Below are 17,643 nucleotides of genomic sequence, written 5' to 3' on the forward strand. Positions count from 1 at the left end.
TTAAATCGTGATGGTGACGCCATAGCTGCCGCTGTCGCCGCTCGGCTCGATGATCCCGTTCGGGATGTCGATGAGCAGCGCGGTGCCACTTTGGTCAGCCACCTCGATAAACAGCACCGAGATCTCGATGTTGTAGGGCTGCGGGTCATCGCTGTAGGTCGGGGTGGGCGGGTTGAGCACCCATCCTTTGATACGGGTGCTGGCCCCACCCACGGTGCGGGTGCCGGTGTCGGTATCGAGAACCCGCACCGTGCCGGTCATGCGCAGCTCCACATAGCCATCGTTGCGGGTCAGTTGGCGAATATCGGCCACCGACAGGCTGTTGAAGTTGAGCTGGGCCTTGATGGGCTCCACCTTGCCGGTGGGCACCTCGACGTTGCCAACGCCCCCGAGCCCGCCCACGTTGGTGGTCTTGCGGCGGATATCGCAGGACGCCTGCGAGACTCGCCCGATATACATGGTGTTATTGAGGAACACCGACTGGTCACGCCAGACAACGGACTTTTCGGTAGCCATCAGTTACCCCCTACCAGTTTCTTGAAGGCCTCTTCCAGCCCCTGCACGTAGATCTCGGCATCCATCATGATGTGCTCGGTGACCATCGGCGGGGTGAAGCGGTATTTGAAGCGGATGATCCCCTGGGCCAGGTTCGCCAGCGGGTTGGCGCTTACCTCAATCCAGCACTTGCCATCGATAAGGGCGCTGCCAATCTTGGAGCGCAGGAAGTCGTTCACGCTGTCCTGTACCCGGCCCAGCAGCGTGCTTTGCAACTGGTCAGGACGGGTGAACATCGGACGGTCCAGGAACTGCATCACGAAATACTCGATAGACTCTTCAATCACGTCAGCGGTACGCCGCCAGCACAGAAAGGTCATCGGGTCGGTCTTGTCCGGGAACGCAGTAGAACGGTTACCGAACGCGAGCCAGCCACCATAGTTGATGAGGGTGGCAATGCCGTTGGCGTTGAGGTAGTTCACCGGGGTATCCCGCTCGTTGATGATGAACTCCAACTCATGCTCGGTGCCGACCACATCCCCGAGTTTGAGGTTGGACGGTGAACACCAGTAACCAGAGCCGCCTTGAATACCGGCCAGGTCTTTGTCTACCTGGGCAATCAGGCCTGCCCAGGAGGGGGCAGCCCAAGCGACCGTGGCGGCGGCATCGGCATCCAGCACCTTGGGACGTGGCCACAAGCAGAAGATCCGCTCATCACTCATCGCTTGTTTGGCCAGACGAGCGGCCTCCGGGGTGCTGACCCCGGCAGGCACGTCCGCCAACCAGGTCATGCGCAGCTTGCGCGCCACCGGCAACACCGCGCCGCTGGCACCAGGTTTGTGCATGATGCCGGGGGCCAGGCCAATCTTGGGGTTAAACCCAAACTTGGTACGGGCCTTGAGCAGCATCGGCACCGCCTCGATAAAGGCGGCCAGTAGCGCATCGGACGGCTTGGCCACGGTCAGGGTGCAGGTCAAGGTCACGGGCGCCCAGGTGGCATCCCCGGCCAGTTCAGCAGTGAGCTGGGCCGTCCCCTCCTTGACAGGGGTGACTAGGCCCGTGGCATCCACGGTCGCAATGGCCGGGTTGCTGCTGCGCCAGACCACCGGCAGTCCCTGGCTGCCCACTACCATCAGGGCCAGCACGCTGCCAAGATAGGCGGTCTGGACTGAGCTGGTCAGTGCGGCCCCGGTGGCGGTTTTGCCTGCATTCGGGTTGGTCTGCGCCACGGTAACGGTGCAGGTCAGGGTATCTCCTTCAAAGAAGTCGTTACCGGTGACGGTCAGGGTAATGGCCACCTCACCTGCAGTGAGGGGGGTCAGCACGCCGGTAGCTGCATCAATGGTGGCCACAGCTTCGTCATCGACCGCCCAGGCCAGCCCCAACCCATTGGGGTTGTGCATGACCACCGGCAGCCCTGCGCCGTCATCAATGAAGGCCTTGACCGTGCTGGAGCCCAGGATGACCCCACTTGGGCCTTTACCATCGGGGGTCTGGAAATCAGCGTCTTTGCCAAGGGGGACGCCAATCACCGTGTTGTACGGGGTGTAATAGGTGTGTACCCGGCGCAGGGTCTCCAGGATGGAGCCTGCCCCATAGGCGACCTTGGCCTCGTCCAGGGTACGGGTCAGGACCATCTGTTTGGGCGCCGCCAGGTCGCTCGTGCCAAACACTGCGATGATCGAGCTGGCAATCTCGTTAACAGGGACCGGGCCACTGACGGTTTCCACCGTCTCGACTCCGTGAAGAAATGTCGCCATGGGTTCCTCCTTATAGCGTCAGGAGGAGAATACGCCGCAAAAAAAATGGCCGGTGCCCAAGGGCAGCGGCCAACACATCAGGGAAACGCTATTCAGTATTCAGGCAACCAGCAGCATGTTTTCCAGGGTGCCCGTACTGCGCAGGCGATAGACCAGTTGCAAGGTCACCACGCCCTCGGCGGATTGCTCCACGGTCTGGGCCTGTCGGTGTACGTTGACGCGCAGCAGCTGCACCCTCGGCTCATAGCGGGTGACGGACTCCAGGATCGCCACGATGGCCAGTTGCAAGTGCCAGTTGGTGCGATCCAGGTACGTGACCAGATCGCAGCCGTAGTTCGGGTCCCAAATCTTCTCCCCCTTGCGGGTGCGCAGCAAGACCCCGAGGGACTGCTCCACATCCTCCTTGAGGGTCAGGTTGCGCCGCCCCCAACTCTTCAGGTGTAACCCGTACATCTCCACCCCCTTCAAAACGCTTCAAATCGCGTTCAAATTCATTCAAGAAAAAATTTGTGTGCCGTCGCACCGTATCCGCTTAGCCTCGCTCAAAACGCGATACAGACCGCCTCACGACATGGGCACATTAGGCTTGCCAGCCCCGTTATCGGGATGGCCATGTTGGTTGTACTGCGAACGTATGGTGGCCATGCTGCCGGTCTCGTCATTGACCGCCTTCGCCTGGACGGTTTCGGTGACCTTCAGGCTCTTGCTGATGGTCACCTCGCCATCGATGTCCAGATTGGAGACCAGGCGGGCCCCCTCGGGGGTCATCTCAAAGAGCTGGCTACCACCGGGCATCGAAAACCGGAATGTGTGGCTCTCTTGGTCATAGGTACACCGGGCCCCATCATCGAACTCGACCCCGAACACCTCCGGATTATCCTGGAACGGCGTATCGGTGGCGTTATAGAGCGCCCCCAGCACGTAGCCAGTGCGCATGTCCCCAAGCGGGGGAAACAGGCACAGCACCTGCTCCCCCTCCTTCAGGTTGCAGCTAGTGCGCACCCCAAGGGAGCGGCGGGCCAGTACCCGCAACCAGTCACTTTCCATCTTGTCGTGGGAAGGCAACACCACCTTGACCCGCTGGCCAGCACCTTCGACCTCGGTCACTTCCCCCACGCAGATGACGCGCATCAACCGTGATAGCAGGTCGGCCCCAACCTCTTTGGCCTTCATCAACTGCTCGATCATCTAAACCGCCCTCCCAGCCGCTGAGCAAGCCCCGCTAGGCGCTGCGCCGCACTGACCACTTGCCGCTTCCCAATCACTACCCCGGCAGTGAAGGTGCTCTCCAATCCGCTGATGCACATCTCCAGCGCATCCGGGCAGTCATCGTGCCCTCTGGGGTAGTTCACCAGCATCTCCTTGAGCAGGGTCTGATCTTCTTGTAGCAGCAGGAGGCCGTTCTCAAACAGCGGCGCCAAGGATTTGATCCGTACATGCTTGTTGCCCCCCTTGAAGGGGCGCAGCGGCAGACGCAGGCCCTGACGGCTGCCTTCACGGGCCACCTCCCGTTTGTAGATGGCCTGGAACTGGACAGTTTCAAAGTCGATGAAGTCCGGGCGAAACAGCCGGTACACCTCACAGATACGTTTGGCCAAGGCCAAGTCGCTCTCTTTGAACCCCCGACAATAGAGCACGTAATAGAGCCCGGTGGGCCGGTGCTTGGCCACCACAGCAATGGCCGAATAGTCCCCCGTGGTCTTGCCTGTCGCCGGATCTACCGCCATCCCGATGGTGCAATCGCGCAGGGCAACGTCCCGTGGTTGGAAGTATTCAAACCAGGCTTCGTTGAAGACACGTTCTTCATCCGAGATGGGTTGGTTCATCCACTCGGTGTACCAGAGCGCACCTAGTTGGCGGCGCTTGGTCTCCAGCAACGGCAACGGCCAACGGTCTGGCCACAGCGACTCGCCCGCCGGGGTGATGGCTCCAAAGCGCAAGCCAATCCAGTTGGTCAGGCGACCCTCTTTGATCTCGCCGAGCAGGCGGCTGGGCAAGTCTTCCGGGTGCATGATGGTGTTGGCCACGATGGTGAGCGCACCTTGACCCAGGTTCAGGATGACCCGCTTGAACCAGGTATAGAGCTTCTTGCGCACGGTGGCCGACTCCACCTCATCATCCTTGAGCAGGTCATCACAGATGATGTGGGTCGGGCGCTGGAACTTGTTCTTGATCCCGCGCAGCGCCTGCCCGGCCCCCACGGCCACAATGGCACTGCCATTGGCCAGCTGGAGCTTGGTCTTGGACCAGGTAGATCCCTTTTTCTGCTGGCGGCCATAGTCCGCCAGGATCTGTTCGTCCTCCTGCAGGGTGGTTTTGATGGCGTCCACCATGCCGATGGCGCTCTCTTTACTGGCGGCGCACACCACGATGAAACTGCCGGGGAAGTTGAGCGCCAGCCACAACGGCAGGGCCTGGGTATTGCGGGTGGTCTTGCCGTGGTCGCGGGGCTCGATGTCGAGGATCCCCTCATAGCAATCGCTCTCCCCGTTGATGTAGGGATGATCTGCCTCGGGGATGAGGGACTTGAACAGCTGCTCATCACGGCGCGCCAGGGTGCGCTGGGAGACCAGGCGGGTCAGCGCCAGCTGGTAGTCGGCGAAGGGCACCGGGAAGGCTTGGTGCATGTAGGTCTGACAGAACCAGGCAAAGCCGTCATCACTGCGGGCTCGTTGCCGACGTGCCTCCAACGCCTTGGCATCGAGCTTGGCCTTCTCGGCGACGACGGGCGCAGCGGCCTGCTCGGCAATCCGCTGTTTGGCCTGCTGGCGCAGTGTCTCCCGTTCGGCGGCGCTGCCAATCATGCACGCCCCCTCGGAGCCTTCACGTCAATGCGTTCAATGGCATCCAGCACCGCCAGCAAGGTGGCGGGATCTTCTTCCATCAGGATCCGTTTTAGCTCGGCTTCCAACGCCTTTTTGGCGGCCTTCACCCCCGCCTGGAACTCCATTTTAAGGCGGCCCACGTTGACCTGGGCACGGGAGATACTGGCGACGGATTCGATGAGTTCGCCCGCGTTCTTGAACTCCAGTTCATCAATCGAACGGACATACTCCGAGAGCTTCTGGCCCAGCATCTGCTGGGTCAGCTCCAGGATGTCGGTGCCCGGATTGTCCTGGATTTCCTGTAACAGCATCCGCGACTCATCCAGTGCCCGTTTGTAATTCAGCGCCACCTCTTCGTTCTTTTTCAGTGACCGCTGGATTGCCGCCCGAGAAATATCGAACCCCTCTTCGCGCAGCACCAGTTCGATGTCACGGATGGGCATCTTCTCGCGCTCGAACATCTCGATGATGCGCTCCAGCAGCCCGTATAAATCCACCTTTGACCGGCGTGCCATGTGTACCTCTTCACGTTGTCTTTCAGGGCATTGTGGCGAGATACGTGCGCGTGCGATGCCCGTGGGCAACAAGGCCTGGAAGGGATGGGGATACTGGTGCCATTCCAAGAGGAGGTGCGCCGATGGCAGCCAGTACAGACCGTTTCAATGCCCGCTTACAGCAGATGAGCCAGACCTTGGCCAAGCTCCCGGCATTGCTGGCACCCCTGGCGGTCACCTGTGTGCAGACCAACATGGATGGCCCGTTTACCGCCAATGCTGCCTTGACCCAATCACTCAAGAACCGGGGCGCCAAACCGCTGTTTGACACGGGTGAAACCCGCGCCTCGCTCACCTATACCACCGAGCCGGGGCGCTTCACGGTGGGCTCTCCGTTACCCCACACCCCGCTTATCAACAACGGCGGCACCCTGGTGGCCAAAAAAGCCAAGAGCCTGATGGTGCCCTCCACCCGAGGCCTCAAGCGCAAGGCCAAGGCGATGGGCATCAAGGGGCTGCTCGGGAGTCTGGAGAGCACGGGATGGCGCATCGTCTGGCGGCCCAAGGCGGTGCTGGGTGTGCCACCTGACGGCGCCAGCGTGCAAGGGCTGCCCCTCAAACCCAAGAAGCAGGACGGCAAGCAGAAAGCCCGCCGCCTGTGCCTGCTGTTTTACCGACTGGAGAAGATCGACGTGCCCAAACGGGAATTCATGGTGCTGCACAAGGAGCAACAAGCCCTGCTGCTCAAAGAGGCACAGCACGCCCTGGAGCGTGCCCGATGATCGTGCTGGACAAGCTGGAACAGCGGCTGGAGGCCCACTTTGCGGGGCCCGATGCCATGCACGTGGTCACCGAGCCCTCCAACGCGATGTCGCGGCGCGAGATCCGCCTCATGCCGATTGATCAGCGTCTGAATGAAGCGGACCGGATGAGTGAGTGGACCCCCTATGTGCCTTATGAGCTGGTGCTCGACCTGCTGCTTTCGGTACGCCTCTCTGGCGGTAACAGCAACAAGAGCCTTACTGCGGATGCGTTGCTTCATGCCATCGCCCTCAATGAGCTGCTGACCCAACGTCTGGTGGTGCTGGAGGGGGTGGATGAGGAGCTGACTGACATGCGCATCGATGCCGCCCCAGGCTGGCAGCTCAAGGTGGTGGGTGACGCCGAATTGGTGAATGCCAAGCGCCTGCGCAGCGGGTTTGCAGGCAACCAGGAGGGAGAAGAATTCGAGCAGCGCAAGGATGAACTCTACACCTGGCGTGAGGATTGGCAGATCAGTTTGGTGATGACCGTTCATCGCGTTTTCCCCAACCCGCCCTTGCGCCAAATCATCTTGACCAACGACATGACCGGGGAGGAGATCATCGTGCCTCCCGAGGAGGAGTAATGGACCTGAATCACGCAGCCGGCACCTTGTTTGCCCTCTCGGGCGACAGCCTATTCCAGGCGCGCCAGGTGAGCCATGCCCAATGGGGGGCTCTGGGCGAAGTGTTGTTCAAATCCTTTTTTGCCCCCAAAGACTTCCAGGACAGCCGCCGTTGGCGGGTGCAACCCCAGCAGCTGGTACAGGGCTACCCCTCGCACCAGGTAACGGGGGAGGATGAACGCATCGTGCGCATGACCATCGAGCTGCACAACGAGTTCACCGACCTGACTCGTGCCCACATCGATCTCACTGACCTAGCGGAGAAGCAGATCCCCAGAGGGCTGGTGGTGGGCACCGAAACGCTCGGGATGTTCACCGTTCGCGAGATGCCCCGCACTATCCTGGAGACCCTGCCAAACGGCACCATCATCGCCGTCAACTACCAGCTGACCCTGGTAGAAGTACGCAACGAGGAGGCCGGGCGATGAACACGCTGACCTCACTGCAGGGCGAGCGTTGGGATGCGCTGTGCGTGCGGGCCTATGGCTCACTCACCCAACCGGCGCTCAATGGCCTACGGGCAGCCAATCCCGATGCGGCCCGCCGTTCGGCAGGTTTCGTCCTGCCTGCTGGCCTCATCCTCAACGTGCCGCCCATCAGTGAGCAAGAGGCGATCACCCCCGTGGAGTTGGCACCATGGCAGCGCTAGGCCTCATTGCATACGCCGCTTCACTGACCTGGGCAAATCGCCGGGTCAGTGAAGATCTGGCCCCTTACGTCAAATCACTGAGCTACACCGACAGCTTGCGCCAGGGCAAGAGCGAACGCGACCAGGTGAGCCTGGTGCTCAACAACCGGGACGGGCTCTTCTCCGAGCAATGGTTCCCCAAAGAGGGTGACATCCTGAACCCTGGTGTGGTCTGGGAACACAAACAGGCCACACCGGGTAGCCAGGCCGCCAGCTGGGCCTGGGGCCGGTTTGAAATTGACAGCATCCGGTTTCGTTTCAGCCCCGATGAGGTGGTGATTGGCGCCCTGGCGGCAACGGCCAAGCGCGATGCCATGGAGAAGGCCCAAACCCGCGCCTTCAACAACATCCGGCTATCAGCCCTGATCGCCCAGTTGGCCGCCGAGGCCAACATGCAGGGCGTGTTCAACGGGGAAGACATGTTGCTGGATCGGGTAGAGCAGCGGGCCGAGAGCAGTCGGGATTTCTTGGCTCGCCTGGCGGGGCGTTATGGACTACCCGTGGCCAGCAAGAACCAGACCCTGTATGTCGGCGCGCCGGAGCTGCCCAAGCTCACGCTGTCCCTCAAACGCCGTGATGTGGTGGCACAGGCCGATTTCCCGATCACCAAGCGCGACACCTATGGGGCCGTCATCATCGACTACTACGACGCCGAGCAGCGTAAGCAGATCACCTATCAGGCGGGCAACCCCAACGCACCGGAGGGACGCACTATGCGCCTCTATGACGTGCCTGTGCGCAGCCTCGAAGAGGCCAAGCGCTACGCCGACAGCCAACTCTCGGCCACCGGCACCAAACAAACGGCCTTTGGCCAACTGCAACTGATTAACACTCCCCTGGCCGCTGGCCAGCTGATTGAACTGACCGACGCAGGCAAGTTACCCCCCGTGTGGAAGGTGGTCACCCAGACCACCAGCCTCGGGGGCCGCTGGATCTGCAATGCCAAACTGGAGCGCGCATCATGACCCAGATCCCGTTATCTGATCTGCCCGAGCCGCAGGTGATCCCGAACGACTACACCGGCACCCTGACCCGACTCAAGAAAAACTACGAGGCCAAAACAGGCCATTATCCGCTGGTCTCCGATCCCGAGACCTTTGTCCTGGAGCAAACCGCCTACGAGCGGGAATTGCTGGTGGACGACATCAACCGGGAGGCCAGGCAGAACCTGCTGGCCTTTGCTGGGGACGCCATGCTCGATCACCTGGGGGCCAGCGTGGATTGCCCGCGTCTGCCCGCCAGCGCAGCCCTGACCACCCTGCTCCTGACGCTCAAAGCAGGTCATGGCGCCTTTGTGCTGGAGCCGGGGTTCACCGTCCGTGCCGTGGATGGCCAGAGCCTCTTTGCAACAACAGAAGCCGTGGCAGTAACCGCGTTGCAGAGCACCGTTGCCGTGGTGGCCACGTGCCTGACCCCAGGGGCTGCGGCCAATGGCTTCTTGCCTGGTGAGATCCAGGAGGTGGTGGTAGGACACCCCAACGTGGTGACGGCCAGCAACACCGAGGTGAGCCAGGGTGGTAGCGAGATTGAAAGCAATGACCGTTACCGCCAGCGCATCTACTTAGCCCCCAGCAAGTTTTCGGTAGCCGGTCCCTATGATGCCTATGAGTACTTTGCCCTGACGGCGAACGGCGCCATCTCCAGCGTCAAGGTCTGGAGCCCAACCCCCAATGACATCTCTATTTGCGCCCTGATGACCGGGGGCGAATCCACCACCGAGGCCATCAAGGACGCCATTGAAGAGGTGGTCAGTGATGACAAGGTGCGCCCCCTGGGGGATCGCGTCACCGTCGAAGATGCCGAGCAAGTGCACAGCACGGGCACCTTCACCCTCGAGATTTTCAATGACTACAAGGCACAAGCCAACGCCATTGAAGCCCAGTTTGATGCCGCCCTGACCAGTACCCTGGCCCGTTGGAAAGCGCTACTGGGCCGCGACATCGTGCCGGAAGCACTGACGGGACTCGGTCAGAGGCTCCAGGGGGTCTATCGCTGCACCACCACGCTGCCCTGGCGGACCTTGGAGCGTCACCAGAACCCGGTGGTGACCGTCACGGCCATCAACGTGGTGGTGGTTGCAGAGAACTCGGAAGGGGGGCGGTGATGCGGGAGTGGTTTATCGCCTTCAAGGATGCCGTGGACGGCATGGGGATGACGGCAGCCCTAGCGGGGCTCGCCCTGTTTGCCGCCCTGGCGCAGGCCGCCAGCTCGGATCGCCTCTCGGTCAGGGACTTCCTGATTGGGGCCCCGATGAGCGGGTTTGTTATCTGGATGGCCTGGCTGGGCCTCAGTTACTGGGACTTGTCAGAGCCGATGCGGGTGTTTTGGTCGGGTGTTGCCGCGTTCGGGGCGCAGTGGATCCTGCGCGGCATGAACACGGTGCTGCGCGGGTTTTCAGAAGACCCGCTGGGCACCTTGATGAAGCTCAAGTCGCTTTGGAGGAAACCATCATGATGGAGCACTTGAACCTGTTGTTTGCCGCCCTCGATGTGGTGGCCGGGCTGGTGGTGATGGGGCGGGCAGTCCGCTTTCGCAACTGGGGGGTGGCGGGCTTGATGTTGGCCTATGTCCTGCTCAAGGCCCCTTACACCATCGGGCAAACCGAGTTTGAACGGGCGTTCTTCTTCTGGCTGGCTTATGACCTGGCCATGCTGGCGGCCATCTGGTTTGAGATGGGTAAGCGGAGGCACGCATGAGCGCTTTGTTGTGGCGGGCCCTGCCGTGGATGGGGTGCCTGCTGCTGGTGTGGTTATGGCACCAGCAGGGGGTCAACCAGGCTGCGGCCACCGAGCGCCTGGCCCTCACCCTGTCCCAGCAAAACGAGACCCTGACGGCCCAGGGCACCAGTATCAACCGTCTGCAGGAGGAGCTGACCCGCAATAACCAGCTCACCTTGCAGGTACAACGCCAGGCAAACCAGCTGCTCACCGAGCAGGGGCAGGCCCAGACCGACATCAAGGAAACCCTCATCCATGAACCGTGCCGCACTACTGAGTTGCCTGGCGCTGCTGCTGTGCGCCTGCGCCAGCTCGCCACCGCCGCCCTTGATAAAGAGTGAGGTGGTCAGGCTGGTCCCTCCGGCCAGTCTGACCGCCCCTTGTCCAGTACCGCCGCTAAACCTCGCTACCTGGGGCGCGGCGGTGGAAGAAGACATGCCCGCCCTGATAGCGGCACTGCGCGCCTGCGATATTCGCATGACCGCGCTGCGTCAGTGGGCTGATCATCAACAGGAGTGAACCATGAAATTAGAAGACGTATTAAACACCGCTATTCAGCCAGCATTACAGGTACTGCCGGCAAGTATGAACTCGCCAGGTGCATTGACCATACTGCTGGCTATCGGTCTGCAAGAAAGCCGTTTTGAGCACCGCCGTCAAATAGGGGGGCCCGCCCGTGGGTTCTGGCAATTCGAATGCGGGGGCGGCGTCAAAGGGGTGATGAACCACGATATGTCTCATGCTCATGCCATTAAGCTGTGTGAGTTGCGCGGTGTGAAGTTCGAGGCCCAGGCTATTTATGATGCGTTGGAGCATGACGATGTATTGGCAGCCGGGTTTGCCCGTCTTCTGCTGTGGACAGACCGACAAGCCATGCCAAAGGTCGGTGATGCCGAGGCCGCATGGGCTCTCTATTACCGGACGTGGCGCCCTGGTAAGCCGCATCGCAGCACCTGGGACGCGTTGTACGCACAAGCACTTGAGAAGATAAAAATGGCGGCATGACGCCACCCATTCGAAGTGAATAAAGGCCCGCAATCGCGGGCCTTTTCATTAGCCAAATGATACCCATTGGGTACGATTTCATAGCGTTACAAAGAGCGGTAAGCTAGGCGTCCCTTATGTCAGATAATGCAGGTAATCATGAAGAAGATAATCCTATCGCTGGTATGTCTCACGAGCATGTGGGCACCGTTGACTCACGCCGGAACCGAAGTCGCCACAGTTACAGAAAACAGAGTATTGCTGACACATTTCGATAATAAAGGTGTTACTTGGGCTGAGTGCCAACCGTTGAAGGGAGAACGCGTGGTGATCCTGCATAGAGAAGTAACGAACGCGTTAGGGATTGCAGGGATTGAGATGGCGCGGGTGAGAGTATTGGAGGGAAAATGCCAGGGGGCAGAGGGTTGGATGGGAACCCAAAACCTACTCATTTCCCGTCAATAAGAAAAGGCCCTCGTGAGGGCCTTTTCTTTGAGCACACCAGATTAGCTGGCAGGCATCCAGGAATCAGGGTCTTCCCAGACCTCTTGCACCACCTCCAGAATGGCATTCTTCTCTTCATCAGTGGTGCGCTTGACTTCAACGTCATTACGCTGGCCACGTATCACGTCAATGGCCAGCGCGGGCCAACGTGTAAGTAGACGGCGGGATGCCTCTTTCTGCAAAGCCTCCAGAGTGCCATTGGGCAACTTTTGTTTCTTGTCGATGATGATACGAAGGATCATTGTGTGGGGCTCCCATTGCTGTATATCTATACAGATTTAACTGTATATAAAAACAGTGCTTTTGCCAACCAAGATTGTTCAGCACCCAAGTGCAGAGGTAGTATGGATGTGCAACTGAGACTGTGTTGCCACAACTGGAGACAGATATGACGATTGAAGAAGCACTGGAGCCCTGGCTCTCTAGGCCTACCTGGTTCAGCTCTCACCCCTCCGATCAGAAGCAGTTCAGCTTGGCCATGAGGCAACTGAAACAACTCCCGGTAACCCCGAGCGTCGAAGAACTGGAGCAAGTGATCACTCAGCGAGCCGAAAATATGCCCGCCATGCTCGGGACTCCGAATGATATCCCTGCCGCTGCCAGGCAGTTTGCCGTCAAGATCCACGCAAAATTGTAAGTGTGGCAGATGAAACAAGGCCCGCTATTGCGGGCCTTGTTTATTGCGTTTTTGTCTTATCGGTCGCGCATTCCACCATGCTTCAAAATCAGGGATCGTGCTTCGGAAACTGGGGTCTGAAATAAGCAACGCGGTATAAATTTTATTTAGGTCATATTTTTCCATGGTCATGGGGTAGTAATCCAAATATGCCGAATCACTTTGCTCGACCCGAGAGACTATATCCTTGGTGAATATCTCCTTACACGGCTCTTGCATCTGATAAGTGATCGACCCTATTTGGCTATCGGTCATACATAGTATGTTTCTGGTGAACATCTCTTGGGGGCGTGCCACCTCTTTGACGAAGAAAGGTATTCCAAACCAAGCCACCGCACATAGCGCCAGAAACCCCAATACAACTCGGATCATATTGCCCTCATATTCATTCGGAAATGCAATAACATACGTCGGCCTTAGAAAAGACTCAACTGCTCACCAGAACGAGGGCCATTATCCGGCACCTCACGCACAAACATAAACCAACCGGAGAGGCGAAAGGCAAAGAACTCTGTGCCTTTGATGGCCCCATGGGTAGCCCGCTTTTTCAGGGTCAGTACCTCTCGGCACGGCTTGATGCGCAGATGTGGATCATTCGTCGTCATCATAATAATTGCTCCTTTTCCAAAGCCATTCGGCCAGCTCGTGGGTGTTGTACCAAGCTCGGTTACAGCCCAGATGGCTTTTCAAAATACTCATATCCAGGGTGTTCATCTGGATAAGCTGGTGGAACTCATGGGCAGGAACGCGACGATCCGGCCACTTCTCCTCAAGCAGCGCCTGTAACTCTTCTTGAGAGTTGGGCGATACCACTTCATAACGGGGGTCAATACGGCTCATTGGGGGCCCCTCCTGCAATCCATTTTTCCAATCCGGTGATGATCTGGCTGATGAGGCCCTTGGTCAGGAACCTGGCTTTACTGACGTGGGCGGTACGCTGGCAGAATCGATCCAGTGCAGGATCATGCAGTCCACCTTGCCAGTTCAGCTCCTTGCAAAGGGCTGCCAGCTTGCGCCACTGGGCATCGGTTGGCCGGTCCGGTGCGCTTCCACCAGGGCGATAGTCCGCTAGGTTGCCATCCCGTTTCAGCTCGCGTACCAGGGCGGCCAGTTGTAGTTCGGTCAACCCCTTGCATGACCGTTGCCCGGTGCGCATGGCCAACCAATCACGATAGGCGATTTCTCGCTCATCCTAGGGCAGGCAACCGAACTTCATCCCGGCACCTTTGTGCACTAGGCCATACAGGGTCTTGCGTGCAGTCATGGTTCATCCTTCTCGATAGGGAGTGTGAACGCGGGCCCCAACCAATCGCGGCCTGCCACCTTGAGCAACATGGCCGCAAAAAACTCCGACTGCTCCCGTTGACCAAAGCCGCTTTGTTCGCGCAGGGCATGGAAAAGGTCAGCAGTCTTGGCATCGACCACCAGGCGCAGTTCCTTGGTGCCATCTTCCGCCCGCTTGGCTCGCAAGCGCTTGCTACGGGTGGCTCCGTCCAGGGTCTTCTCTTTACGGGGGCGGCCAGGTCGGCGTTTTGCTTCAATCAATTTACGTTCCTCCGCCACATAAATTAATTATACAAAAGTGGCGGCGAATTTACGAACAGAAAAGGCGCCGAAAGGCGCCTCATTTGAAGGTGAAAAAAGGGAAGTGGTTTATCTGGAAGGGGCGGTGGCTTGACTCAGTTGCAGCGCCTGCTTGAACTCCTGCTCATCAATCACCGTCGCGTTCGGGGCACGCAGCAGGGTGGTGAAGTAAAACTGACCATCATAGCCAAAGAAGGTCGAACCGGCTTTGGCCACCGCTGGCATATCAACGACCAAGGTTTCCCATAAGGGAGCGAGCCTGGCACGGTCAACCTCCACGGCGGGGCGACCATCAGGGAAGCGCTCACGCAGCTGGGCTCCGGCCCGTAACTGGCCCTTGGGCACATATCGCCGTGGCACCCTGATCCCACCATAACCGGGCTCAGTCCATAGCGCCTTATCTTCCCGGTCATCAAAATGGCGGGGGGCAACCCCCACCAGAATCTGGCCATAAACCGAGGCCCCATAGACCGGTTCAGCATCCAGCGATTCAGCAAAGGCACGGGCTGCCTGCTGCATCGCCTTCAGTTCCTTCTGGTACTGGCACCATGCTTGCCAAACCGGCACATCATCACAGCGATAGTGCATCATTGGGCGCCTCCTTGAAGGGCATTCAAACGGGATGTTAACTGGCGGTTTTCCTGATCCAGTGCCACCACCTGCGACCCCAGATTGACGATCTCCTGGTAAAACAGTCCGGTGCCGACCTCCAGTGCAGTCAGGTGTTCGAGATTGCGTTGCTTGTTGCAGCTGTTACCGCAGCATTGCTCGATGTCATGACGGCCTGAATGCTCGATAGCCTGTTTAACCAGAACCATAAGCGGGCTCTGCGCTGGGGTGCCTTGCGCATGGATCTCCTCCAGTAATCGTTTCAGTTCGTGATAGGCGTGGGCATTGTTGGGCAGACTCATCACCAGGTCGGTCAGCTTGTTCTCGGCAATGCTGGCCTTGCGAGCGGCCATCGAGGCGAACGACAGCACATCGGTGATCACCTCATACAGCTGCTGCCCTAGCGGGGTGATATAGCCAGCCAGGGCAGGAAACTCCCGCTTGCCCAGCCATGTTACGATCTCGCTCACTTCTCTCTCTTGCTCAGTCATGATGGACTCCGCGAATACGATAGACATTGACCCAACCACGACGCGGGCTGCGGCCTTGATACAGATGGGTTTCAGGGGCTTTGACGGCACTCACCGGGCAGGTGTCGCTTTTGCACATCTCGCACAGGCAGGTCACCAGGTTCTCCCGGCCCGAGATGGCCAATTCGTCAAGCACACACTCCTCGATCATCTGGCTGGCGGTCATCGGTGGGCGCATTGCCATCCAGGCCAGCAGCTCTCCCCTCATGGCAGCACCTTTTGAATGTCGCGGCCCAGTTGGCCAGCGGCCATCAGTGCTTCACTGGCCAGCTGGTGTTGGTTGAAACGGTGGGCCCGATGGGCAAAACGCACCAGGCGTACGCGAACCCGCACCATGTCCCGCAAGGACAGGGCGATACAGTAGGCCTCAAACAGCTTGGTCAGCTGCATAGACAGGTTGTGATTGGTCATTGTCCTCTCCTTGTTGTGGGAGATGACAACCGGGATCCAGGCTGCTCATCAGTACCCGATCACCACATCGGGTAGACCATCCCGCCAGGTGGCGGGGTGGTTTCGCTTACAGGCTAATATTGAATGACTCGTCACAGTGCTGGCATTGGCAATAACCCCCGTCCAATTCGTCTTGCAGCACTTCCGTTTCCTCATCGCAATAAGGGCAACGAGCAGTGACCTGGAAGCGCATGATTTCCCCGTACAGCTCTTCACTCATACAACCCCCTTCATCCAGCCAGCAGCGCAATGCTAATCACCAAAGCCAGTAGGTTGGCGGCCATCCATACCTTGCTCATTTCACCTCCTGCTGCGCCTTATTGGCCTTATTGATGATGCTTTTAAGCATCTTGCGGCGGCTCGGTTGGTTATATCCGAATGCCTCCATGGCCTTCAGTACCGCCTCTGCATCTTCAAGCGCTTGCTTGGGGTCATGGATGAGCGTGCATTCCAGCGTTGATTTCGTATCCTGGACGCTGGTAAACACCAGATCGTTAATGCGTTTCATAACACCCCCACCTCTTTCAGTTCGCTGACCAGCTCTAGCCCTTCGATCTTCTTGAACTGGCGAATCAGTAATGCGCTGCTGCCGAAGTAGGGGACAAGGTATGTCCAGCCTGCTTTTTCAGGGGCATCTCCGAATACCTCCTTCATTCTTTTGGCCCCGGACCGGCGCTTGTACTTGGCGATCTCTTCCAGCTGTTTTTTGTTGTACATCGCCTTGAACTTGTGAAAGCAAACCTGCTTGACCACCTTGCTCATAAACTCGTCGGAAGCGTCGATGTCTTTCAGTTCTTTAAACCAGTCAGATTTCATGACGCCATCGATATACACACCCAACACCGTGGTGCTTTCGCTCTTGCGGCAGCGGGTAATGTCGATCTCATGTCCATGCAGCTTGAACTTCATCTGCACCCAGCCACCTTTCAGCTCGGCCTCAATGGTCTTCCACTGCTCCTTGCTTATGCTCATGCCGCCACCTTCCAGTTGCGCTGGAGAGCCATCACGCAGTAATCGATACGGCACTGCGCCCAATGCTTGTTTTGACTGTTCTTGGCTGCAGTGTGGGCGACTGCCCACATGTCACTGGCCTGGGTATACAACCCTTGCCGTTCAAACTCGGCGGCACGGCTGGCAAGTGCCTGGTACCCGTTCGGGCGTTCCCCGTTGAACTTGATGTTTTGAATACTCAATTTTCTTCTCCTGGCTGCTCATCAGTACCCGATCACCACATCGGGCAGACCGGCTCCATCCCTGGAGCGCGGTTTCGCATGGGTTACAGGGCAGCCAGGTCCAGCGGGATAGAGGCCATCCGACCTTCATCGTCCTTGACCAGGAACCGGACGTAAGCCTTGGTGCCAGAAACGATGATCGAGTCAGCAATGGCCTGCATGGCGCGGGTCCAACGTTCGTCATCGATCTTGAGCTTGCGCAGGGAGAGGATGCGGCCAGTATTGACCTTGCCCTCCCGGTCTACCTCAAAGGCGTCCTGGATGATGGCCACCAGATTCTGGTTGGCCCCGGCAGACCACTCCTTCAGGCACTCGTCGATGATGTCTTTGGCCACTTGCAGCTCTGGGCCAAAACGCAGCTGGTCAGCCATCTGAATGCGGATCTGCTCAGACCCGTCAAAGGTGCCAAACGTCACGTTGCCCTTCTGGCCACCAGGCTGGCGGTCATACTTTTCGGCCACCAGATCCAGCCAAGCGTGGCAGTTGCCAAAGGTGGTCTTCTTGAAGCGCTTCATCAGGTCGTGCAGTTCGCGGGCTCCCTGGCACTGCTCTTTCACGAAGGCATCCATTTCCAGGTCGTAGGCATCGACCATGCTTTGGGGCACCAGACGGCCCTTGCGGTCTTTCAGGTAGCCTGCGGGGATGATCATCTCTTGTTGTACGGTCATG

Annotated in this window: 34 protein-coding genes and 2 other RNA genes; 13 read left to right on the top strand and 23 right to left on the bottom strand. The window is 58.9% G+C overall.

Translation table 11 applies throughout. From position 1 onward, the window contains the following. The 6 genes from C2U40_RS16205 to C2U40_RS16230 all read right to left on the bottom strand — a co-directional run bounded on the left by C2U40_RS16205 (position 1) and on the right by C2U40_RS16230 (position 5,595). A complete protein-coding gene (locus tag C2U40_RS16205; protein WP_103828516.1) occupies positions 1–516 on the bottom strand; it encodes a phage major tail tube protein in 516 nt (171 codons plus the stop codon). Next, positions 516–2,255, bottom strand: coding sequence for an Ig-like domain-containing protein (locus C2U40_RS16210; protein WP_103828515.1), 1,740 nt, complete (start codon positions 2,253–2,255; stop codon positions 516–518). The genes C2U40_RS16205 and C2U40_RS16210 overlap by 1 nt, the downstream gene beginning before the upstream one ends. Before the next feature lie 99 nt (positions 2,256–2,354). Beyond that, on the bottom strand, positions 2,355–2,708 hold the full coding sequence (locus C2U40_RS16215; protein WP_103828514.1) for a GPW/gp25 family protein: 354 nt from the start codon (positions 2,706–2,708) through the stop codon (positions 2,355–2,357). Positions 2,709–2,819: 111 nt separating this feature from the next. After that, positions 2,820–3,443, bottom strand: coding sequence for a phage baseplate assembly protein V (locus tag C2U40_RS16220; protein ID WP_103828513.1), 624 nt, complete (start codon positions 3,441–3,443; stop codon positions 2,820–2,822). Then, complete coding sequence (terL, locus tag C2U40_RS16225; RefSeq protein WP_103828512.1) at positions 3,440–5,059, bottom strand: phage terminase large subunit; 1,620 nt, start codon at positions 5,057–5,059, stop codon at positions 3,440–3,442. Before terL ends, C2U40_RS16220 begins: the two co-directional genes overlap by 4 nt. Next, entirely contained in the window at positions 5,056–5,595 is a 540-nt protein-coding gene (locus tag C2U40_RS16230) for a phage protein Gp27 family protein (RefSeq protein ID WP_103828511.1), read from the bottom strand. The genes terL and C2U40_RS16230 overlap by 4 nt, the downstream gene beginning before the upstream one ends. A 122-nt stretch (positions 5,596–5,717) precedes the next feature. On the opposite strand from C2U40_RS16230, the gene C2U40_RS16235 reads away from it, so the two are divergent. The 12 genes from C2U40_RS16235 (at position 5,718) to C2U40_RS16285 (ending at position 11,854) form a co-directional block, all read left to right on the top strand. Beyond that, a complete protein-coding gene (locus tag C2U40_RS16235; RefSeq protein ID WP_103828510.1) occupies positions 5,718–6,356 on the top strand; it encodes a hypothetical protein in 639 nt (212 codons plus the stop codon). Next, positions 6,353–6,961, top strand: coding sequence for a hypothetical protein (locus C2U40_RS16240; RefSeq protein WP_103828509.1), 609 nt, complete (start codon positions 6,353–6,355; stop codon positions 6,959–6,961). The genes C2U40_RS16235 and C2U40_RS16240 overlap by 4 nt, the downstream gene beginning before the upstream one ends. Continuing rightward, complete coding sequence (locus C2U40_RS16245) at positions 6,961–7,428, top strand: phage tail protein (protein ID WP_103828508.1); 468 nt, start codon at positions 6,961–6,963, stop codon at positions 7,426–7,428. Before C2U40_RS16240 ends, C2U40_RS16245 begins: the two co-directional genes overlap by 1 nt. Further along, entirely contained in the window at positions 7,425–7,649 is a 225-nt protein-coding gene (locus C2U40_RS16250) for a tail protein X (protein ID WP_103828507.1), read from the top strand. The genes C2U40_RS16245 and C2U40_RS16250 overlap by 4 nt, the downstream gene beginning before the upstream one ends. Further along, the gene (locus tag C2U40_RS16255; protein ID WP_103828506.1) at positions 7,637–8,653 is read left to right on the top strand and encodes a phage late control D family protein; all 1,017 of its coding nucleotides are present in this window, start codon (positions 7,637–7,639) and stop codon (positions 8,651–8,653) included. Before C2U40_RS16250 ends, C2U40_RS16255 begins: the two co-directional genes overlap by 13 nt. Further along, positions 8,650–9,792, top strand: a complete 1,143-nt coding sequence (locus tag C2U40_RS16260; protein WP_103828505.1) for a baseplate J/gp47 family protein — start codon at positions 8,650–8,652, stop codon at positions 9,790–9,792. The genes C2U40_RS16255 and C2U40_RS16260 overlap by 4 nt, the downstream gene beginning before the upstream one ends. After that, positions 9,792–10,142: a hypothetical protein gene (locus tag C2U40_RS16265; protein ID WP_103828504.1), complete on the top strand. Its 351-nt coding sequence runs from the start codon at positions 9,792–9,794 to the stop codon at positions 10,140–10,142. Before C2U40_RS16260 ends, C2U40_RS16265 begins: the two co-directional genes overlap by 1 nt. Then, the gene (locus tag C2U40_RS16270; protein WP_103828503.1) at positions 10,139–10,384 is read left to right on the top strand and encodes a hypothetical protein; all 246 of its coding nucleotides are present in this window, start codon (positions 10,139–10,141) and stop codon (positions 10,382–10,384) included. The genes C2U40_RS16265 and C2U40_RS16270 overlap by 4 nt, the downstream gene beginning before the upstream one ends. Next, positions 10,381–10,746, top strand: coding sequence for a DUF2570 family protein (locus C2U40_RS16275; RefSeq protein ID WP_103828502.1), 366 nt, complete (start codon positions 10,381–10,383; stop codon positions 10,744–10,746). The genes C2U40_RS16270 and C2U40_RS16275 overlap by 4 nt, the downstream gene beginning before the upstream one ends. Further along, entirely contained in the window at positions 10,661–10,924 is a 264-nt protein-coding gene (gene lysC / locus C2U40_RS27025; protein ID WP_146054457.1) for an Rz1-like lysis system protein LysC, read from the top strand. The genes C2U40_RS16275 and lysC overlap by 86 nt, the downstream gene beginning before the upstream one ends. A 3-nt stretch (positions 10,925–10,927) precedes the next feature. Further along, complete coding sequence (locus tag C2U40_RS16280; RefSeq protein WP_103828501.1) at positions 10,928–11,410, top strand: hypothetical protein; 483 nt, start codon at positions 10,928–10,930, stop codon at positions 11,408–11,410. A gap of 138 nt (positions 11,411–11,548) precedes the next feature. Beyond that, on the top strand, positions 11,549–11,854 hold the full coding sequence (locus C2U40_RS16285; RefSeq protein WP_146054398.1) for a hypothetical protein: 306 nt from the start codon (positions 11,549–11,551) through the stop codon (positions 11,852–11,854). Positions 11,855–11,895: 41 nt separating this feature from the next. Here the strand turns inward: C2U40_RS16285 and C2U40_RS16290 are convergent, their stop codons facing one another. Further along, the gene (locus C2U40_RS16290) at positions 11,896–12,135 is read right to left on the bottom strand and encodes a DinI-like family protein (RefSeq protein ID WP_103828499.1); all 240 of its coding nucleotides are present in this window, start codon (positions 12,133–12,135) and stop codon (positions 11,896–11,898) included. Positions 12,136–12,281: 146 nt separating this feature from the next. Between C2U40_RS16290 and C2U40_RS16295 the strand changes: the two genes are divergently transcribed. Next, positions 12,282–12,530 carry a hypothetical protein gene (locus tag C2U40_RS16295; RefSeq protein WP_103828498.1) on the top strand — a complete coding sequence of 83 codons (249 nt, stop codon included), beginning with the start codon at positions 12,282–12,284 and terminating at the stop codon, positions 12,528–12,530. 24 nt (positions 12,531–12,554) lie between these two features. Here the strand turns inward: C2U40_RS16295 and C2U40_RS16300 are convergent, their stop codons facing one another. The 16 genes from C2U40_RS16300 to C2U40_RS16370 form a co-directional block, all read right to left on the bottom strand. After that, entirely contained in the window at positions 12,555–12,941 is a 387-nt protein-coding gene (locus tag C2U40_RS16300; protein ID WP_103828497.1) for a hypothetical protein, read from the bottom strand. A gap of 44 nt (positions 12,942–12,985) precedes the next feature. Next, entirely contained in the window at positions 12,986–13,177 is a 192-nt protein-coding gene (locus C2U40_RS16305) for a hypothetical protein (protein WP_103828496.1), read from the bottom strand. Then, on the bottom strand, positions 13,161–13,409 hold the full coding sequence (locus C2U40_RS16310) for a hypothetical protein (RefSeq protein ID WP_103828495.1): 249 nt from the start codon (positions 13,407–13,409) through the stop codon (positions 13,161–13,163). Before C2U40_RS16310 ends, C2U40_RS16305 begins: the two co-directional genes overlap by 17 nt. Beyond that, positions 13,396–13,695, bottom strand: a complete 300-nt coding sequence (locus C2U40_RS16315; protein WP_233768780.1) for a phage protein GemA/Gp16 family protein — start codon at positions 13,693–13,695, stop codon at positions 13,396–13,398. The genes C2U40_RS16310 and C2U40_RS16315 overlap by 14 nt, the downstream gene beginning before the upstream one ends. 134 nt (positions 13,696–13,829) lie before the next feature. Then, positions 13,830–14,114, bottom strand: a complete 285-nt coding sequence (locus tag C2U40_RS16320; protein WP_103850996.1) for a hypothetical protein — start codon at positions 14,112–14,114, stop codon at positions 13,830–13,832. Between the two features lie 108 nt (positions 14,115–14,222). Next, a complete protein-coding gene (locus tag C2U40_RS16325; protein WP_103828492.1) occupies positions 14,223–14,744 on the bottom strand; it encodes a hypothetical protein in 522 nt (173 codons plus the stop codon). Continuing rightward, positions 14,741–15,232, bottom strand: coding sequence for a hypothetical protein (locus tag C2U40_RS16330; protein ID WP_103828491.1), 492 nt, complete (start codon positions 15,230–15,232; stop codon positions 14,741–14,743). The genes C2U40_RS16325 and C2U40_RS16330 overlap by 4 nt, the downstream gene beginning before the upstream one ends. Positions 15,233–15,245: 13 nt before the next feature. Continuing rightward, on the bottom strand, positions 15,246–15,500 hold the full coding sequence (locus C2U40_RS16335) for a hypothetical protein (RefSeq protein WP_103828490.1): 255 nt from the start codon (positions 15,498–15,500) through the stop codon (positions 15,246–15,248). Then, a complete protein-coding gene (locus C2U40_RS16340) occupies positions 15,497–15,703 on the bottom strand; it encodes a hypothetical protein (RefSeq protein ID WP_103828489.1) in 207 nt (68 codons plus the stop codon). Before C2U40_RS16340 ends, C2U40_RS16335 begins: the two co-directional genes overlap by 4 nt. Before the next feature lie 35 nt (positions 15,704–15,738). Next, an RNA gene (locus tag C2U40_RS16345) (hammerhead ribozyme type II) lies at positions 15,739–15,811 on the bottom strand. Then, positions 15,810–15,962 carry a hypothetical protein gene (locus C2U40_RS26200; protein WP_158656452.1) on the bottom strand — a complete coding sequence of 51 codons (153 nt, stop codon included), beginning with the start codon at positions 15,960–15,962 and terminating at the stop codon, positions 15,810–15,812. The genes C2U40_RS16345 and C2U40_RS26200 overlap by 2 nt, the downstream gene beginning before the upstream one ends. Positions 15,963–16,037: 75 nt before the next feature. Then, positions 16,038–16,250, bottom strand: coding sequence for a hypothetical protein (locus C2U40_RS16350; RefSeq protein WP_103828488.1), 213 nt, complete (start codon positions 16,248–16,250; stop codon positions 16,038–16,040). Beyond that, positions 16,247–16,714 (bottom strand): hypothetical protein, encoded by a 468-nt coding sequence (locus tag C2U40_RS16355; protein WP_103828487.1) that lies wholly within the window; start codon positions 16,712–16,714, stop codon positions 16,247–16,249. The genes C2U40_RS16350 and C2U40_RS16355 overlap by 4 nt, the downstream gene beginning before the upstream one ends. Beyond that, a complete protein-coding gene (locus tag C2U40_RS16360; RefSeq protein WP_103828486.1) occupies positions 16,711–16,935 on the bottom strand; it encodes an ANR family transcriptional regulator in 225 nt (74 codons plus the stop codon). Before C2U40_RS16360 ends, C2U40_RS16355 begins: the two co-directional genes overlap by 4 nt. Positions 16,936–16,943: 8 nt before the next feature. Next, an RNA gene (locus C2U40_RS16365) (hammerhead ribozyme type II) lies at positions 16,944–17,015 on the bottom strand. A gap of 3 nt (positions 17,016–17,018) precedes the next feature. Continuing rightward, positions 17,019–17,642: a DUF3164 family protein gene (locus C2U40_RS16370; protein ID WP_103828485.1), complete on the bottom strand. Its 624-nt coding sequence runs from the start codon at positions 17,640–17,642 to the stop codon at positions 17,019–17,021. Position 17,643 lies beyond the last annotated feature (1 nt).

It is taken from the genome of Aeromonas sp. ASNIH4 (assembly GCF_002934425.1).
Lineage (GTDB): Bacteria > Pseudomonadota > Gammaproteobacteria > Enterobacterales > Aeromonadaceae > Aeromonas > Aeromonas hydrophila.

Bases quoted from the DNA above. Each gene is read 5' to 3' on its own strand.
- C2U40_RS16205 (WP_103828516.1), bottom strand. From the start codon at position 516: ATGGCTACCGAAAAGTCCGTTGTCTGGCGTGACCAGTCGGTGTTCCTC.
- C2U40_RS16210 (WP_103828515.1), bottom strand. From the start codon at position 2,255: ATGGCGACATTTCTTCACGGAGTCGAGACGGTGGAAACCGTCAGTGGC.
- C2U40_RS16215 (WP_103828514.1), bottom strand. From the start codon at position 2,708: ATGTACGGGTTACACCTGAAGAGTTGGGGGCGGCGCAACCTGACCCTC.
- C2U40_RS16220 (WP_103828513.1), bottom strand. From the start codon at position 3,443: ATGATCGAGCAGTTGATGAAGGCCAAAGAGGTTGGGGCCGACCTGCTA.
- terL (WP_103828512.1), bottom strand. From the start codon at position 5,059: ATGATTGGCAGCGCCGCCGAACGGGAGACACTGCGCCAGCAGGCCAAA.
- C2U40_RS16230 (WP_103828511.1), bottom strand. From the start codon at position 5,595: ATGGCACGCCGGTCAAAGGTGGATTTATACGGGCTGCTGGAGCGCATC.
- C2U40_RS16235 (WP_103828510.1), top strand. From the start codon at position 5,718: ATGGCAGCCAGTACAGACCGTTTCAATGCCCGCTTACAGCAGATGAGC.
- C2U40_RS16240 (WP_103828509.1), top strand. From the start codon at position 6,353: ATGATCGTGCTGGACAAGCTGGAACAGCGGCTGGAGGCCCACTTTGCG.
- C2U40_RS16245 (WP_103828508.1), top strand. From the start codon at position 6,961: ATGGACCTGAATCACGCAGCCGGCACCTTGTTTGCCCTCTCGGGCGAC.
- C2U40_RS16250 (WP_103828507.1), top strand. From the start codon at position 7,425: ATGAACACGCTGACCTCACTGCAGGGCGAGCGTTGGGATGCGCTGTGC.
- C2U40_RS16255 (WP_103828506.1), top strand. From the start codon at position 7,637: ATGGCAGCGCTAGGCCTCATTGCATACGCCGCTTCACTGACCTGGGCA.
- C2U40_RS16260 (WP_103828505.1), top strand. From the start codon at position 8,650: ATGACCCAGATCCCGTTATCTGATCTGCCCGAGCCGCAGGTGATCCCG.
- C2U40_RS16265 (WP_103828504.1), top strand. From the start codon at position 9,792: ATGCGGGAGTGGTTTATCGCCTTCAAGGATGCCGTGGACGGCATGGGG.
- C2U40_RS16270 (WP_103828503.1), top strand. From the start codon at position 10,139: ATGATGGAGCACTTGAACCTGTTGTTTGCCGCCCTCGATGTGGTGGCC.
- C2U40_RS16275 (WP_103828502.1), top strand. From the start codon at position 10,381: ATGAGCGCTTTGTTGTGGCGGGCCCTGCCGTGGATGGGGTGCCTGCTG.
- lysC (WP_146054457.1), top strand. From the start codon at position 10,661: ATGAACCGTGCCGCACTACTGAGTTGCCTGGCGCTGCTGCTGTGCGCC.
- C2U40_RS16280 (WP_103828501.1), top strand. From the start codon at position 10,928: ATGAAATTAGAAGACGTATTAAACACCGCTATTCAGCCAGCATTACAG.
- C2U40_RS16285 (WP_146054398.1), top strand. From the start codon at position 11,549: ATGAAGAAGATAATCCTATCGCTGGTATGTCTCACGAGCATGTGGGCA.
- C2U40_RS16290 (WP_103828499.1), bottom strand. From the start codon at position 12,135: ATGATCCTTCGTATCATCATCGACAAGAAACAAAAGTTGCCCAATGGC.
- C2U40_RS16295 (WP_103828498.1), top strand. From the start codon at position 12,282: ATGACGATTGAAGAAGCACTGGAGCCCTGGCTCTCTAGGCCTACCTGG.
- C2U40_RS16300 (WP_103828497.1), bottom strand. From the start codon at position 12,941: ATGATCCGAGTTGTATTGGGGTTTCTGGCGCTATGTGCGGTGGCTTGG.
- C2U40_RS16305 (WP_103828496.1), bottom strand. From the start codon at position 13,177: ATGATGACGACGAATGATCCACATCTGCGCATCAAGCCGTGCCGAGAG.
- C2U40_RS16310 (WP_103828495.1), bottom strand. From the start codon at position 13,409: ATGAGCCGTATTGACCCCCGTTATGAAGTGGTATCGCCCAACTCTCAA.
- C2U40_RS16325 (WP_103828492.1), bottom strand. From the start codon at position 14,744: ATGATGCACTATCGCTGTGATGATGTGCCGGTTTGGCAAGCATGGTGC.
- C2U40_RS16335 (WP_103828490.1), bottom strand. From the start codon at position 15,500: ATGAGGGGAGAGCTGCTGGCCTGGATGGCAATGCGCCCACCGATGACC.
- C2U40_RS16340 (WP_103828489.1), bottom strand. From the start codon at position 15,703: ATGACCAATCACAACCTGTCTATGCAGCTGACCAAGCTGTTTGAGGCC.
- C2U40_RS26200 (WP_158656452.1), bottom strand. From the start codon at position 15,962: ATGAGTGAAGAGCTGTACGGGGAAATCATGCGCTTCCAGGTCACTGCT.
- C2U40_RS16350 (WP_103828488.1), bottom strand. From the start codon at position 16,250: ATGAAACGCATTAACGATCTGGTGTTTACCAGCGTCCAGGATACGAAA.
- C2U40_RS16355 (WP_103828487.1), bottom strand. From the start codon at position 16,714: ATGAGCATAAGCAAGGAGCAGTGGAAGACCATTGAGGCCGAGCTGAAA.
- C2U40_RS16370 (WP_103828485.1), bottom strand. From the start codon at position 17,642: ATGACCGTACAACAAGAGATGATCATCCCCGCAGGCTACCTGAAAGAC.